This is a genomic window from Pseudomonas putida group bacterium ESBL64, from assembly GCF_045277175.1.
In the GTDB taxonomy this organism is placed as follows: Bacteria; Pseudomonadota; Gammaproteobacteria; order Pseudomonadales; family Pseudomonadaceae; genus Aquipseudomonas; species Aquipseudomonas alloputida.
Genome location: NZ_CP145799.1, coordinates 2714564 through 2729244, shown reverse-complemented (window position 1 = coordinate 2729244; position 14681 = coordinate 2714564). Strand labels below are relative to the sequence as shown.

11 protein-coding genes are annotated in these 14681 nt (G+C 65.0%); 7 read left to right on the top strand and 4 right to left on the bottom strand.

The genetic code is table 11. The features are described from left to right. Positions 1-270 precede the first annotated feature (270 nt). The gene (purL, locus tag V6093_RS12445; RefSeq protein WP_047605021.1) at positions 271-4170 is read left to right on the top strand and encodes a phosphoribosylformylglycinamidine synthase; all 3900 of its coding nucleotides are present in this window, start codon (positions 271-273) and stop codon (positions 4168-4170) included. Between the two features lie 3 nt (positions 4171-4173). After that, positions 4174-4485: an NIF3 1 gene (locus V6093_RS12440; RefSeq protein ID WP_012051368.1), complete on the top strand. Its 312-nt coding sequence runs from the start codon at positions 4174-4176 to the stop codon at positions 4483-4485. Positions 4486-4588: 103 nt separating this feature from the next. Here V6093_RS12440 and tatC read toward each other — a convergent pair whose 3' ends face one another. Genes tatC through tatA form a run of 3 tightly spaced genes read right to left on the bottom strand, consistent with a single transcriptional unit; the run spans position 4589 to position 5870 of the window. Further along, positions 4589-5350: a twin-arginine translocase subunit TatC gene (gene tatC / locus V6093_RS12435; RefSeq protein ID WP_003255015.1), complete on the bottom strand. Its 762-nt coding sequence runs from the start codon at positions 5348-5350 to the stop codon at positions 4589-4591. Next, a complete protein-coding gene (gene tatB, locus V6093_RS12430) occupies positions 5347-5637 on the bottom strand; it encodes a Sec-independent protein translocase protein TatB (RefSeq protein WP_003255013.1) in 291 nt (96 codons plus the stop codon). Before tatB ends, tatC begins: the two co-directional genes overlap by 4 nt. Further along, positions 5637-5870, bottom strand: coding sequence for a twin-arginine translocase TatA/TatE family subunit (gene tatA, locus V6093_RS12425; protein ID WP_003255011.1), 234 nt, complete (start codon positions 5868-5870; stop codon positions 5637-5639). Before tatA ends, tatB begins: the two co-directional genes overlap by 1 nt. 145 nt (positions 5871-6015) lie before the next feature. Between tatA and gspK the strand changes: the two genes are divergently transcribed. Further along, positions 6016-6981 carry a type II secretion system minor pseudopilin GspK gene (gene gspK / locus V6093_RS12420; protein ID WP_265979740.1) on the top strand — a complete coding sequence of 322 codons (966 nt, stop codon included), beginning with the start codon at positions 6016-6018 and terminating at the stop codon, positions 6979-6981. Between the two features lie 128 nt (positions 6982-7109). Here the strand turns inward: gspK and V6093_RS12415 are convergent, their stop codons facing one another. Beyond that, the gene (locus V6093_RS12415) at positions 7110-9185 is read right to left on the bottom strand and encodes a PhoX family phosphatase (RefSeq protein ID WP_047605024.1); all 2076 of its coding nucleotides are present in this window, start codon (positions 9183-9185) and stop codon (positions 7110-7112) included. 224 nt (positions 9186-9409) lie between these two features. Between V6093_RS12415 and V6093_RS12410 the strand changes: the two genes are divergently transcribed. The 4 genes from V6093_RS12410 to V6093_RS12395 are packed head-to-tail and all read left to right on the top strand — an operon-like array spanning position 9410 to position 14678. Beyond that, entirely contained in the window at positions 9410-11050 is a 1641-nt protein-coding gene (locus V6093_RS12410; protein WP_265979743.1) for a lipoprotein UxpA, read from the top strand. Beyond that, complete coding sequence (locus tag V6093_RS12405; protein ID WP_003255004.1) at positions 11050-11472, top strand: hypothetical protein; 423 nt, start codon at positions 11050-11052, stop codon at positions 11470-11472. The genes V6093_RS12410 and V6093_RS12405 overlap by 1 nt, the downstream gene beginning before the upstream one ends. A 21-nt stretch (positions 11473-11493) precedes the next feature. Next, positions 11494-13230, top strand: coding sequence for a type II secretion system secretin GspD (gene gspD, locus V6093_RS12400; protein ID WP_144000533.1), 1737 nt, complete (start codon positions 11494-11496; stop codon positions 13228-13230). Next, positions 13230-14678, top strand: coding sequence for a GspE/PulE family protein (locus V6093_RS12395; protein ID WP_060538681.1), 1449 nt, complete (start codon positions 13230-13232; stop codon positions 14676-14678). The genes gspD and V6093_RS12395 overlap by 1 nt, the downstream gene beginning before the upstream one ends. Positions 14679-14681 lie beyond the last annotated feature (3 nt).

Genomic DNA, 14681 nt, shown 5'->3' with positions numbered 1-14681 from the left:
GTCGAGCCGGACACCTGCGGCGCTCGATCTCCCAGGCGCAGAATATCTTAAGGCGGACACCTGCGGCGCTCGATCTCCCTGGCGCTGAATGTGTCGAACCGGACACCCGGCGGCGCTCGATCTCGTCTCAAGCCGGACACCGCTGAAAACTGACCCCAAAGTCCGGTTCCGCCGCCCGGCAGGCGTGGCTTAGAGCAGGTGCCGAAAGCCATCGAATTAGGCTAGAATGCACGGCCTCTAAGCACACCCCTTCCTGAGGCTGTCCCGACGATGTTGATCCTGCGCGGCGCTCCTGCCCTTTCTGCCTTTCGCCACGGTAAATTACTCGAGCAACTGAGCCAGAAAGTCCCCGCTGTTACTGGTTTGTATGCCGAATTTGCCCACTTCGCCGATGTTGACGGCGAGCTGACCGCCGACCAGCAGCAGGTGCTGGGCCGTCTGCTCAAGTACGGCCCGAGCGTGCCGGTACAGGAGCCGACGGGTCGTCTGTTCCTGGTGGTACCGCGCCTGGGCACCATTTCGCCATGGGCCAGCAAGGCCAGCGACATCGCCCACAACTGCGGCCTGCAGTCGATCCAGCGCCTGGAGCGCGGCATCGCCTACTACGTGGCCGGCACCCTGAGCGACGCTGACGCCGCCCTGATCGCCGCCGAACTGCACGACCGCATGACCCAGCGGGTGCTCGGCCAACTGGAGCAGGCCGCTGACCTGTTCAGCCACGCCCAGCCCAAGCCTATGACCTCGGTGGACATCCTTTCCGGCGGTCGCGATGCCCTGGCCAAGGCCAACATCGACCTGGGCCTGGCCCTGGCCGAAGACGAGATCGACTACCTGGTCAATGCCTTCCAGGGCCTCAAGCGCAACCCGAACGACATCGAACTGATGATGTTCGCCCAGGCCAACTCCGAGCACTGCCGCCACAAGATCTTCAACGCCAGTTGGGATATCGACGGCCAGGCCCAGGAAAAAAGCCTGTTCGGCATGATCAAGAACACCTACCAGATGCACAACGAAGGTGTGCTGTCGGCGTACAAGGACAACGCCTCGGTGATCGTCGGCAACGTTGCCGGCCGCTTCTTCCCGAACCCTGAAACCCGCCAGTACGGCGCGGTGCAGGAGCCGGTGCACATCCTGATGAAGGTGGAAACGCACAACCACCCGACCGCCATCGCCCCGTTCTCCGGCGCCTCCACCGGCTCTGGTGGCGAAATCCGCGACGAAGGTGCGACCGGCCGTGGCGCCAAGCCCAAGGCCGGCCTGACCGGCTTCACCGTGTCCAACCTGCGCATTCCGGGCTTCGAACAGCCTTGGGAGCAGGCCTATGGCAAGCCCGAGCGTATCGTCGACGCCCTCGACATCATGATCGAAGGCCCTCTTGGCGGCGCTGCGTTCAACAACGAATTCGGCCGCCCGGCCCTGACCGGTTACTTCCGTACCTTCGAGCAAGCCATCAGCACCCCGCACGGTGAAGAAGTGCGCGGCTACCACAAGCCGATCATGCTCGCCGGCGGTATGGGCAACATCCGTGAAGACCACGTGCAGAAGGGTGAAATCACTGTCGGCGCCAAGCTGATCGTGCTCGGTGGCCCGGCCATGCTGATCGGCCTGGGCGGCGGCGCTGCTTCGTCGGTGGCTACCGGTGCCAGTTCGGCTGACCTGGATTTCGCTTCGGTACAGCGCGAAAACCCGGAAATGGAGCGCCGTTGCCAGGAGGTCATCGACCGTTGCTGGCAGCTGGGCGACAACAACCCGATCGCCTTCATCCACGACGTGGGCGCTGGCGGTATTTCCAACGCCTTCCCTGAGCTGGTCAACGACGGTGGCCGCGGTGGCCGCTTCGAGCTGCGCAACGTGCCCAACGACGAGCCGGGCATGGCCCCGCACGAAATCTGGAGCAACGAATCGCAAGAGCGTTACGTGCTGGCCGTCAGCGCGGTCGACTTCGAGCGCTTCAAGGCCATCTGCGAGCGCGAGCGTTGCCCGTTTGCCGTGGTCGGTGAAGCCACTGAAGAACCGCACCTGACCGTCAGCGACAGCCACTTCGGCAACACCCCGGTGGACATGCCGCTGGACGTGCTGCTGGGCAAGCCGCCGCGCATGCACCGTTCGGTTACCCGCGAAGCCGAGCTGGGCGATGACTTCGACCCGAGCGAGCTGGACCTGGACAGCGCCGTCCAGCGCGTGCTGAACCACCCGGCCGTGGCCAGCAAGAGCTTCCTGATCACCATTGGCGACCGCACCATCACCGGCCTGGTTGCCCGCGATCAGATGGTCGGCCCGTGGCAGGTTCCGGTGGCTGACTGCGCCGTTACCGCCACCAGCTTCGACGTCTACACCGGTGAAGCCATGGCCATGGGCGAGCGTACGCCGCTGGCGCTGCTGGATGCCCCGGCGTCCGGCCGCATGGCCATCGGCGAAACCCTGACCAACCTGGCGGCTTCGCGCATCGAAAAGCTGTCCGACATCAAACTGTCGGCCAACTGGATGTCCGCTGCTGGTCACCCAGGTGAAGACGCACGCCTGTACGACACCGTGAAGGCTGTCGGCATGGAGCTGTGCCCGGAGCTGGGCATCACCATTCCGGTCGGCAAAGACTCGATGTCGATGAAGACCAAGTGGAGCGACGAGGGCGTCGAGAAGAGCGTCACCTCGCCGATGTCGCTGATCATCACCGGCTTCGCCCCAGTCACCGACATCCGTAAGACCCTGACCCCGCAACTGCGCATGGACAAGGGCGAGACCGACCTGATCCTGATCGACCTGGGCCGCGGCAAGAACCGCATGGGCGCCTCGATCCTGGCCCAGACCTACGGCAAGATCGCTGCCCAGGCACCGGACGTCGACGACGCCGAAGACCTCAAGGCCTTCTTCGCCGTGATCCAGGGCCTGAACGCCGACGGCCACCTGCTGGCCTACCACGACCGTTCCGACGGCGGCCTGGTTACCACCGTGCTGGAAATGGCCTTCGCCGGCCACTGCGGCCTCGACCTGCAACTCGACCCGCTGACCGACAGCAAGGGCGAAGTGCCGGCCATCCTCTTCAACGAAGAGCTGGGTGCGGTGATCCAGGTTCGCCAGGATGCTACCCCGGACGTGCTGGCTCAGTTCAGCGCTGCTGGCCTGGGTGAAGAGTGCGTCGCGGTGATCGGCAAGCCAGTCAACAACGCTGAAGTGACCATCAGCCTGAACGGCGAAGTGCTGTTCGACGATGACCGTCGCATGCTGCAGCGCCAGTGGGCTGAAACCAGCTACCAGATCCAGCGCCTGCGCGACAACGCCGACTGCGCAGACCAGGAGTTCGACCTGCTGCTCGAGGAAGACAACCCGGGCCTGTCGGTGAAGCTGGGCTTCGACGTCAACGACGACATCGCGGCGCCTTACATCAAGAAAGGCGTGCGCCCGCAAGTGGCCATCCTGCGCGAGCAGGGTGTCAACGGCCAGGTCGAGATGGCTGCTGCCTTCGACCGCGCCGGCTTCGCCGCCATCGACGTGCACATGAGCGATATTCTCGCTGGCCGTGTCGACTTCGAAGCCTTCAAGGGCCTGGTCGCCTGTGGCGGCTTCTCGTACGGTGACGTGCTGGGCGCTGGCGAAGGCTGGGCCAAGTCGGCGCTGTTCAACGCCCGTGCCCGTGACGCCTTCCAGGCCTTCTTCGAGCGTACCGACAGCTTCGCCCTGGGCGTGTGCAACGGTTGCCAGATGATGTCCAACCTGCACGAGCTGATCCCGGGCACCGAGTACTGGCCGCACTTCGTGCGCAACCGCTCGGAGCAGTTCGAGGCCCGCGTGGCCATGGTCGAAGTGCAGAAGTCCAACTCGATCTTCCTGCAGGGCATGGCCGGTTCGCGCATGCCGATCGCCATTGCCCACGGCGAAGGCCACGCCGAGTTCGCCAGCGAAGAAGCATTGCTGGAAGCCGATGTGTCCGGTTGCGTGGCCCTGCGCTACGTCGACAACCACGGCAAGGTCACCGAAGCCTACCCGGCCAACCCGAACGGCTCGCCACGTGGCATCACTGGCCTGACCAGCCGCGACGGCCGCGTGACCATCATGATGCCGCACCCGGAGCGTGTGTTCCGCGCCGTGCAGAACTCCTGGCGTCCGGACGAGTGGCAGGAAGATGCCGCGCTGATGCGTATGTTCCGCAACGCGCGGGTGTGGGTGAACTAAGGCGTGTACAAGCTCGCCTTCTTCGTCCCCGCCAGTCATGTCGAAGTGGTCAAGGCCGCTGTGTTCGCTGCTGGCGGCGGGCGCATCGGTGACTATGAGCACTGCGCCTGGCAAACCCTTGGCCAGGGCCAGTTCCGCCCGTTGGACGGCAGCCAGCCGTTCCTCGGGCAAACCGGCCAGGTCGAAGTGGTGGAAGAGTGGAAGGTGGAGCTGGTGGTGGCTGACGAGCTGATTGTGCAGGTCGTCGCTGCGCTCAAGCAGAGCCACCCGTACGAGACGCCAGCCTATGAAGTCTGGCGGCTCGCCGAGTTCTAGAACGCATCACGGCTATTCGCGGGCACGCCCGCTCCCACAGGGATATCACAATCTTCAGAACCTGTGATATCCCTGTGGGAACGGGCGTACCCGCGAAAGGGCTCTACAATCCAGCCACAATCTCCTTGCCTGGCTCCGGCCGCTTCAACATTCCACAAGCCAGCAACCCCACCTCGAACAGCACCCACATCGGCACTGCCAGCATCGTCTGCGAAAACACATCCGGCGGTGTCAGGATCATCCCCACCACAAAGCACCCGACGACCACGTAGGGCCTGCTGCGCCGCAATGTGGCCACATCGGCCAACCCTGCCCAGACCACGATGAACGTCGCCACCGGGATCTCGAACGCCAGCCCGAAGGCCAGAAACAGCGCCAGGATAAAGTCCAGGTACTGGCTGATATCGGTCATCATCGCCACGCCGTCCGGCGTCACGCTGGCAAAGAAACCGAACATCATCGGGAACACCAGAAAGAACGCGAACGCCATGCCGGCATAGAACAAAACGATGCTCGATACCAGCAGCGGCAGGGCAATGCGCCGTTCACGGCGGTACAGCCCCGGCGCCAGAAAGCCCCAGGCCTGATGCAGCAGCAGCGGCATGGCCAGGAACAGGGCGCACATCGCGGTCAGCTTGAACGGTGCCAGAAAGGGCGAGGTGACGCTGGTGGCGATCATGCTCGCGCCTTCCGGCAAAAAGCGCCGTAGCGGCTCGGATATGAGCGTGTACAGCGTCTGGGCAAAGGGGAACAGGCCGGCGAACACCAAGGCCACCAGCGCCAGGCAACGCACCAGGCGTTTGCGCAGGTCGCGCAGGTGTTCGGTCAGGGGCATGCTCGCGGCAGGGTCCATGGCAATACTCATGAAGCATTTTCCTTGGGCAGCACGGCCGTGGCCGCATCATTGGCCGGTTCCGCGTTCAGGCTGATGCCCTGGCGGATCTCCTGTTCCAGGCGTTGCAGAGGTGCCTGGTCGAGGTTGGGCATCTCGATTTCGCGCTCCACCTGCGTGCGCAAGGCGTGCATGGCCCGGCGCGCCTGGCCCAGGCCGCGGCCGAGGGTGCGGGCTGCCACCGGCAGGCGTTCGGGGCCCAGCACCAACAGCGCGACGACGCCGATCAGCAGCAACTCGCTGAAGCCTACCTCGAACATCAGGCCTGGCGGTCCGCTTGAGATTGCTGGGCAACTTGGCCGTTCAGCGGGCACTGTTGCTGCACGTGCGCCTGGTCAGCGGCGCTGGCGTCATTGTCACCACCCATGGACTTGCGAAAACCCTGGATCGCCTCGCCCACATCGCTACCCAGCCCCTTCAGGCGCTTGGTACCAAACAGCAAGAACACGATCAGCAGTACGATCACCAGTTGCCAGATTCCAATGCCACCCATAGCGACCACTCCTGTAAGGTCATGAAAAGGAAGGGCAATCCTGCCTTGCCTAGATGACGAGCACATGACGAACGGGCACTGCCATCTACCTGAAACACCCCGCGTGTTGACTGGCGTTTTTATTCCGCGAGCGAGGCACGCACCGATGGGTGGAAGGCAACAGCAGGGTGCGGCCCTGTTGATGGTAATGGTGGTGCTGGCAATGCTGGCGGCGGGCATGGCCTGGCTGGTGGAAGATGGCCGGCGTCAGGTCGACGAAGTGCGCCTGCTGCACCAGCGAGTGCAGGTGCGGGCCATGGAGCAGGCCGGCCTGGCCTATGCCGGGCAGGCCCTGCGGGACCCTGCCTGGCGGCTCAGTCCGCTGTTCTGGCAAGCCTTGCGCGGGCAGCCGCTTAACTACGATTTTGGCGCTGGCCAGGCGCAGTTGCGGGTACGCGACCAGCACACCTGCTTCAACGTCAATGCGTTGCTGGGGGCCGATGGCGAACGCGCCGAGCGCCAGTTGCGTTATTTGCTGGGCAATGACATGGCGGCCGAACGCCTGGTCGATGCCCTGGCCGACTGGCTCGATGCCGACAGTGATGCCCGCCTGCAGGGCGCCGAGAGCGCCCAGTACCTGCGTCAGCAACCGCCACGGCTGGCGGCTGACCAGCCGATGCTCGACACCAGCGAGCTGAACCTGTTGCTGGAGCCGGACGCCAACCGCCAGGCGCGTTACCCGATGCTGTGCGCCTTGCCCCAGACCACGGGTTGGCGGCTCAACGCCAACGCGCTGGGGTTGGAGCATATGCCCCTGCTGGAGGCGCTGTATGAAGGGCGTTACTCGCGTTCGTTGCTCAGTCGCATTGTCAGCGGCAGGCCGGCGTCGGGGTATGGGGACGCGGCTGCACTGCGTCAGGCGCTGGGGGCGGTGGATGACGAAACGTTCGAACGGTTGAGCGAAGGGCTGCTGCTCAACAGCGGGCATTTTCTGTTGCAGCTGTCGTTCGAGGAAGAGGGGCGGGTGATGCGCAGCGAGTTCCAGGTGGAGGCGCTGGGGGTGGTGCAATGGCATGCCCGGGTGCCCGCGCAGCAAGTGCGGGTGCGTAGCCGGGAGCCAATAGCCTGGTAACGTTCACTGACCTCTAAGCGGGCAAGCCGCCCCTACGCTGGTTCTGAAACCAGTGAGCCCCCTGTAGGAGCGGGCTTGCCCGCGAAGAGGCCGGTACAGCCAGCAAACGCTGGCTGACCGGCACGGGATCAAACGGTCCCGATCTCCCCACCATCAATACGCTGGATCACCACCGTCGAAGCCCGCGGCCGCACGGTAGCCCCAGCCGGCGTCGCATCGGTCGCCTTGTCGGTATACGGCCAGTTGTCCGGGTGTTGAATGTTGACGAACAGCGTCTTGTTATCCGGGGTAAAGGTAATACCGGTCACCTCGCAACCATTTGGCCCGACAAAGAAGCGCCGCAGGTCCACCTGGTTCTGTGCGTTCACCGGCACCTGCTTGCCGCTGGCATCCACCAGGTCGGTAGGGATCACCGCCAGCAACTGGTCGTTGGTGTAGTCGGTCAAGGTGGTTTCGCCGTTGTCGGTCTCGAACCACAGCACGCCGCGGCTATCGAAGCTCATGCCGTCGGGGCTGGCGAACTGGTTCAGTTCGGTCAGGCCGGAGCGGTTGATGTCGGCGGTGCCGGCAGCGTTGGCGCCGAACACGAAGATGTCCCAGGTAAAGCTCAGTTGGTCGTCGCTGTCGTGCCAGCGAATGATGTGGCCGTGGCGGTTCGGGCCACGTGGGTTCGCTGCATCGACCTTGTCCGGGGTGCGTGCACTGTTGTTGGTTAGGGTCAGGTATACGTCGCCGTTCAGCGGGTTGACCGTGGTCCATTCCGGGCGGTCCATCGGCGTTGCGCCCACGGCATCGCCAGCACCACGGGTGTTGAGGATGATGCCCGGCAGGTCACCATACAGCGCGCCCAGGGTGCTGCCGCCGGTGGTAGCGGTGGCTACGTCCAGCAGCAGCCATACGCCGGTGCCGTCGGCATTGAAACGGGCCACGTAGAGCTTGCCTTGGTCGAGGTACTTGGCGCCGGTGGCCAGGCGGTCGGCCGGGTTGGCATCAGCGGCGTCCCACACGGCGGTGGACACCCACTTGTACAGGTACTCGTTGTTCGAGTCGTCACCCATGTACCACACCAGCGGCTTGCCGGCGACGGGCAGGCCGGGGGCGCAGCCCTCGTGGCGGAAGCGGCCCAGCGCAGTGCGTTTGGTGGCCAGGGTGCTGTTGTTGTACGGATCGATCTCGACGATGTAGCCGTAGGTGCTGGCTTCGTTGCGATAGTCGTCGGTGGCGCTGGCGCCTTTGACGGTAACGTCGAAGCGGGCGAATTCGTCGTCCACTTCGCTGGCGTCACCGGCAGCGGTTTCCCACTTGTACTGGCCGCTGGAGGTGCCCACGCCAATGCGGCGCTGGTCCTCGGGGCGGGTGCCCTTGTTGACGAAGATGCCCGGCCAGTTCTCTTCGCAGGTCAGGTAGGTGCCCCACGGGGTGTAGCCGTTGCCGCAGTTGTTGTTGGTGCCACGGCAGTGGGTGCCAGCAGTGGAGTATTTGGTCTTGACGTGGTCGGTGCCACGCAGCGGGCCGGTGATCTCCATGCGTGAAGCCGTGGTGAAGCGACGGTTCAGCGGGTCGTTGTCGACCACTTGCCAACGGCCGTTGATCTTCTGCAGGCGTACAACGCCAGCACCGTGAGCGTTGATTTCCTTGCGCACTTCTTCAACCGGGCGCTTGCCGTTGACATCGGTAGTGGGGCCGGCCGGGTGCAGGGCGGCAGTGTCGATGTACTCGAAATTGATTGCCAGCAGGCCGTCTTCCGAGCTGCCGTTGATGGGGAAGAAGTGCATGCCGTCGTGGTGCATGCCCATGGCGTTGGCCTGGTCGGTCGAGGTGTTGCTGCCGTCGGACTTCCACGGGTTGCCGTTGCTGTTCAGTGGCGTACCCCAGGGCGCCAGCACGTAGGCGCTATAGCCGGTGGCGACCACACAGGCGTCGGTGCGCGAGCCTGGGATGGACTGGAAGCCCAGTGCCAGTTTCGGCACTTCCGGCTCGGTGACTGGCGGTTCGGTCACCGGGGGCTCGGTGACCGGATCATCGTGATCGGAACCACCACCGTCGAAGCAGCCTGTCAGGCCGGTACCGGCGATCATGGCGATGGCGGCGCCCAGGCTGCCGCGCATGACGCTGCGGCGGCTCAGGTAGGCGTCCATGACGTTGGCCATCGGCAGGTTGCCGCTTTGGTTCCGGTCCAGGTTGTCGCCGGTATCTCGACTCATCAGGGTGTCCTTGTGTTGGCTGAGTTGGAGGAAACCGCGACTTTAAGGCGCAAGTGTGATGATTCCTTGGCAGAAATGTTAACGAGCTTTTAAAACTGCCAGTTCTTAGATTTGTGGTCTACAGATCAAATTGGAATTGCTGTCGGATTTCTGCCATCAAACTGTAATGCCAACGCCGCAACATCCGGGTCCCTGAATGGATGTGGATAAGGATGGCGGATGCGATGGCGAGCAGTGTGCACAGGCGCGAAGTGATCGGCTGGATGGGTATCGGTGCCTTGGCACCGCTGCTCGGCGCCTGCACAGCCTTCCCAGGGCAGCAGGGCGGCAACGCCCAGCTCGACTTGCTGTACGTGGCCGATACCCTCGATGCCCGCCAGCCTGGCCAGGCGGTGGTACCGGCTACCCGGTTGGGGCCGGTCAGCCATTTGGGCCGCGCGCCCTGGATGACTGGCCGCAGTGCCAGTATCGCCTACCCGCAACTGGCGCCGCTGCTGGATGCCAGCCAGGCAACGACAGCGCAACTGGGCGGTTATGCGGTGCTCGCGGCGTTGCTGGAACAACTGCGTGGCGAGGCCGGTGCGAGCAACAGCCTGACCCTGGAGAACGGCCAGGGCTGGAATGGCAGTGGCCTGGCGTACCTGACCCAGGGCGAAAGTGGTGTGCAAGGCAGCCAACTGCTGGGCATCGAAGCGCGGGTCAGCAGCGATGAGCGTGTGCTGTGGCCACAACGCAGCACGGGCCTGTATCGCCAGGCCAGCGCCATTACCCTCGGCGCCGGGCTGGCTGACGCACAACGCCAGGCACTGGGTGTGCAAGCCCTGCACGTTTTCGAGCGCGGCGGTGCCCGTATCGCAGTGGTCGGCGTGACCGACCCGTACGCCCAGGATCAGAAAGCCTCACTTAAACAGTGGTACCAGTCTCTGCTGCCGGTATTCGAACAAGCCCGGCACGAGGCTGACCTGGTGGTGGCCATGGCCGATGCAGGCACGGGCCCCGGCCTGTGGCTGGCTGAACGGGTGCCGCAAATCGACGTGCTGTTGTGCGCCCGTGGTCAGGACCTGTGGCCCGCGCCGGTCGAGGTCACCCAGGCCAGCGGTCGCCGCGTGCCGGTGCTGTTTGCCGGCTGCCGGGGCAGCGGTGCCTTCCGCCTGCGCTGCCAGCGTGTGGCCGGCCAGTGGCAGTTCGACGGGCGTTTTTTCCCGGCCTTTGAACAGCAACTGGCGCCTGCCGCGCAGCTGCGTGTCGCGCAATTGCAGGCGCAACTGCGCCAGCAACGGGCCGGCCACGCGGCCTGGCTCGACCAGCCGCTGGCCCGCGCGCCCCAGGCCTTGTGGCGCCGCGATACCCGTGGCGGCAGCTGGGACTGCCTGCTGCATCAAGCCTTGGCCGACGATAGCAGCATGCCCGTGTTGCTGCCGGGCCTGCGTTATGACTACCCGCTGGCAGCAGGGGCGCCCATTACCCGCGAACACCTGATCAGCCTTACCGGTGGCTACCCGGCGCCAGTGGTCGAGGCACCGGCCAGGCAGGTCGAACAAGTGCTGGAAAACGCCGCTGAACAATTGTTCGGTGACCCGCTGCTGCTGGACAACAGCCAGGACCTGCCGCGCTGGCAGGGCCAGGCCTGGAGCGTCAGCTACAGCCCACAAGGCAAGCGCATCACGGGGCTGGAGCCGGTGCAGGGCCTGTGCCGCACCTTTGGCCTGCAATTCGAAAGCCAGGCCGGCGAGCCACTGTGGCAGCGGGTCGAAGCCTGGCTGGCCCGTCAGCCTGACAACTGGCAACTGGCGCCGCTGCAACTGCCCGAAGTGCGTTACGTGCAGGGGCACCCAGGCTGGCATCCACGGCAGTTGGCCTCGTGATGCTCACCTCGCGTCTGCTCACCGGCGCTGGCCTGACCCTGGCCGGCTGGTTGTCTGCGCAGTGTGTGCTGCAGTTGAGCCGGCAGCCACACCCGGCCACGGCGTCTGCGGTGGCTGACAGCCTGCTGCCCGGGCTGATGGTCGGTCATTGGCAGGCGCCGCCCGACGACGGCGCCATCACCATTACCCGTCTGCCGCTGCAATACCTCGGCGGCCTCAAGGCCCAGCCATTGGCCGCCAGTGTGGTGGTGCTGCGCTACGGCGAGCAAGTGCGCACCCTGGCCCGCGGTCAGCGCCTGGCGCCAGGGATCGTGCTGCAGGACATCGACAGCGATGGCCTGATTTTCAACAACCAGGGGCGGCGTGAGCGCCTGCCCTGGCCGCCACGCCCCGCCGTGACCGGCTTCAAGCGGCAAGGATGAACGATGCCTGTTAGATACTGCATGGCGGCTGCGCTGAGCCTGGCCTTGTCCATGGCCTATGCCCAAGAGCCGGTGTTCGATGACAACGGTACGCCGATGTACGAAGTGAATTTCGTCGATACCGAACTCGGCGAGTTCATCGACAGCGTGTCGCGTATCACCGGCACCACCTTCATCGTCGACCCCCGGGTCAAGGGCAAGGTCACCGTGCGCACTGTCGACCTGCACGACGCCGACGCTATCTACGATATCTTCCTGGCCCAACTGCGCGCCCAGGGCTATGCCACCGTCGACCTGCCCAACGGCAGCGTGAAAATCGTGCCCGACCAGGCCGCGCGCCTGGAGCCGGTGCCGGTAGAGGCGGGCGGGCAGCAGGGCGAGGGCAGCGACAGCGTGGCCACCCGCGTATTCAGCGTGCGCAACGCCGCCAGCGAACAGGTACTGGGCATCCTCAAACCGCTGATCGACCCGCGGGTTGGGGTGATTACACCGTACCCGGCGGCGCACCAGTTGGTGGTGACTGACTGGCGCAGCAACCTCGAACGCATCGCCAGCCTGCTGCGCCAGCTCGACCGCCCTCAAGAGGCACCGGGCAGCGGCAGCACCCAGGTGATCTACCTGCGCCATGCCAATGCTGGTGAAGTGGTCAAGGTGCTGCGAGGGCTCAGCCAGGAAGGGGCGGTGCCGGCTGAAGGCGCGGGCGAGGCAGAGGGCAAGGACCGGCCGGTGATGCCAGCCTCCGGTGGCCCGGGTATCCGCCTGGAATACGAAGAAGGGACCAATGCCGTGGTCATGGTCGGCCCCGACAGCGAGCTGGCAGCGTACCGGGCCATTGTCGAGCAACTGGACATTCGCCGTGCCCAGGTGGTGGTCGAAGCGATCATCGCCGAGGTGTCCGACAGCAGCGCCCAGGAGCTGGGCGTTCAGTGGCTGTTCGCCGACGAGAAGTTCGGTGCCGGTATCGTCAACTTCGGCAGTAACGGGGTGAATATCGCCAGCATTGCCGGGGCCGCCGCGAGTGGCGACAGCGAGGCCCTGGGTGACCTGTTGTCCACCACCACCGGTGCCACGGCGGGCATCGGCCATTTCGGCGGGGGCTTCAACTTCGCCATGTTGGTCAACGCGCTGAAAGGCAAGAGCGGCTTCAACCTGCTGTCCACGCCCACCTTGCTGACCCTGGACAACGCCGAGGCATCGATCCTGGTTGGCCAGGAAGTGCCCTTCGTCACCGGCTCCGTGACGCAGAACAACGCCAACCCGTACCAGACCATCGAGCGCAAGGAAGTCGGGGTGAAGCTGCGCATCAAGCCGCAGATCAATGTCGACAACAGCGTGCGCCTGGACATCGTTCAGGAGGTGTCGTCGATTGCCGACACCAGCTCGGCCAGCGACGTGATCACCAACAAGCGCGAGATCAAGACCAAGGTCATGGTCGAGGACAACGGCCTGGTGATACTTGGCGGCCTGATCAGCGACGAGTTGAGTACCAGCAACCAGCGTGTGCCGCTGCTCGGCGACATTCCTTATCTTGGCCGGTTGTTCCGCTCCGATGCCACCAGGAACGCCAAGCAGAACCTGATGGTGTTCATCCGCCCGCGCATTCTGCGCGACGGCCCGAGCCTGGCGGGCCTCAGTGAAGACAAGTACCGCACCCTGCAGCAGACCACACCGCTGCAATTGCCGGACCTTGCAGAGGGCGCGCGGCTGTTGCAGGTATTCCCCGCCAGCCGTGCACGCCTGGAAGGCGGTGACTGGTGATGCTGCCCTATCGCCAGGCACGGCAGAGCGGAGTGGCCATGGCCCCGGCAGAGCAGGGCTGGCAGCTATGGCTGCGGCCCGACGCCGACAATGCCCAGTTGCAGGAGTTGCTGCGTGTGCATGGCCAGCCAAGCCTGCTCGAATACCTGGAACCTGCGCTGTTCGACGAGCGCCTTGGCCAGCTGTACCAGGCCGGCGATGCCGCCACCGAAGCGCTGATCGAAGGCATTGGCGATCAAGTCGACCTGGATAGCCTGATGAGCGAGATGCCGCGCATCGAAGACCTGCTTGAAAGCGACGACGAAGCCCCGGTGATCCGCCTGATCAACGGCCTGTTCGGCCAGGCGCTGCGGCTGCGCGCCTCGGACATCCATATCGAGACCTTCGAGCAGAGCCTGGTGGTGCGTTTGCGGGTCGATGGCCACCTGCGTGAGGTGCTGCGCCCTCCACGTGCGTTGTCGGCCATGCTGGTATCACGGATCAAGGTCATGGCCCGCCTGGACATTGCTGAAAAGCGTCAGCCCCAGGACGGCCGCATCACCTTGCGCGCGGCGGGGCGCGAAGTGGACGTACGGGTCTCGACCTTGCCCGGCATCCACGGCGAGCGGGTGGTGATGCGCGTGCTCGACAAGCAGGCCAGCCTGCTGGCGCTGGATAACCTGGGCATGCCGACAGCGGTATTGCAGGGCCTGCGCAGTTGCCTGGCGCGGCCCAACGGCATCGTGTTGTCCACCGGCCCGACCGGTTCGGGCAAGACCACGACCCTGTACGCCAGCCTGAACAGCCTCAACGACGGCAGCCGCAACATCCTCACCGTCGAGGACCCGGTGGAGTACGCCATCGCCGGCATTGGCCAAACCGCCATCAACCCGCGTGCCGGGCTGACGTTTGCCAGTGGCCTGCGCGCCATCCTGCGTCAGGACCCTGACGTGATCATGCTCGGCGAAATCCGCGATCAGGAGACTGCACAGATCGCCGTGCAGGCCAGCCTCACCGGCCACCTGGTGCTGTCGACCTTGCACACCAACAGCGCGGTAGGCGCAGTGACCCGCCTGCGCGACATGGGCATCGAGCCCTTCCTGATCGCCTCGTGCCTGCGCGGCGTCCTGGCCCAGCGCCTGGTGCGGCGTTTGTGCGGCTGTGCGGTGGCGCACCCGCTACAGGCCGCCGAGCGCGAGCTGTGGCCCGAGCTGGCGGCACTGGACAGCACTTATCACGCCGTGGGCTGCGAGCAGTGCCAGGGCAGCGGTTATATCGGGCGACTGGGGCTGTACGAATTTATCGAACTGGACGCTGGGCTCATCGGCTTGTTGTACGACGGCGCCAGTGAGCTGGCCATGCAAGATTACCTGGCTGATCGGCGCCAGAGCCTGGTGGCGATGGCCAGCGATTGCCTGGCCCGCGGCGAGACCAGCCTGGCTGAAGTGCTGCGCGTGGTGCAGGGCTAAGGC

Coding starts and splice junctions, on each gene's coding strand:
- tatC (WP_003255015.1), bottom strand. CDS start 5,350: ATGAGTATTGCCATGGACCCTGCCGCGAGCATGCCCCTGACCGAACAC.
- V6093_RS12410 (WP_265979743.1), top strand. CDS start 9,410: ATGGCGAGCAGTGTGCACAGGCGCGAAGTGATCGGCTGGATGGGTATC.
- V6093_RS12405 (WP_003255004.1), top strand. CDS start 11,050: ATGCTCACCTCGCGTCTGCTCACCGGCGCTGGCCTGACCCTGGCCGGC.
- V6093_RS12395 (WP_060538681.1), top strand. CDS start 13,230: ATGCTGCCCTATCGCCAGGCACGGCAGAGCGGAGTGGCCATGGCCCCG.
- tatA (WP_003255011.1), bottom strand. CDS start 5,870: ATGGGTGGCATTGGAATCTGGCAACTGGTGATCGTACTGCTGATCGTG.
- gspD (WP_144000533.1), top strand. CDS start 11,494: ATGGCGGCTGCGCTGAGCCTGGCCTTGTCCATGGCCTATGCCCAAGAG.
- V6093_RS12415 (WP_047605024.1), bottom strand. CDS start 9,185: ATGAGTCGAGATACCGGCGACAACCTGGACCGGAACCAAAGCGGCAAC.
- purL (WP_047605021.1), top strand. CDS start 271: ATGTTGATCCTGCGCGGCGCTCCTGCCCTTTCTGCCTTTCGCCACGGT.
- gspK (WP_265979740.1), top strand. CDS start 6,016: ATGGGTGGAAGGCAACAGCAGGGTGCGGCCCTGTTGATGGTAATGGTG.
- tatB (WP_003255013.1), bottom strand. CDS start 5,637: ATGTTCGAGGTAGGCTTCAGCGAGTTGCTGCTGATCGGCGTCGTCGCG.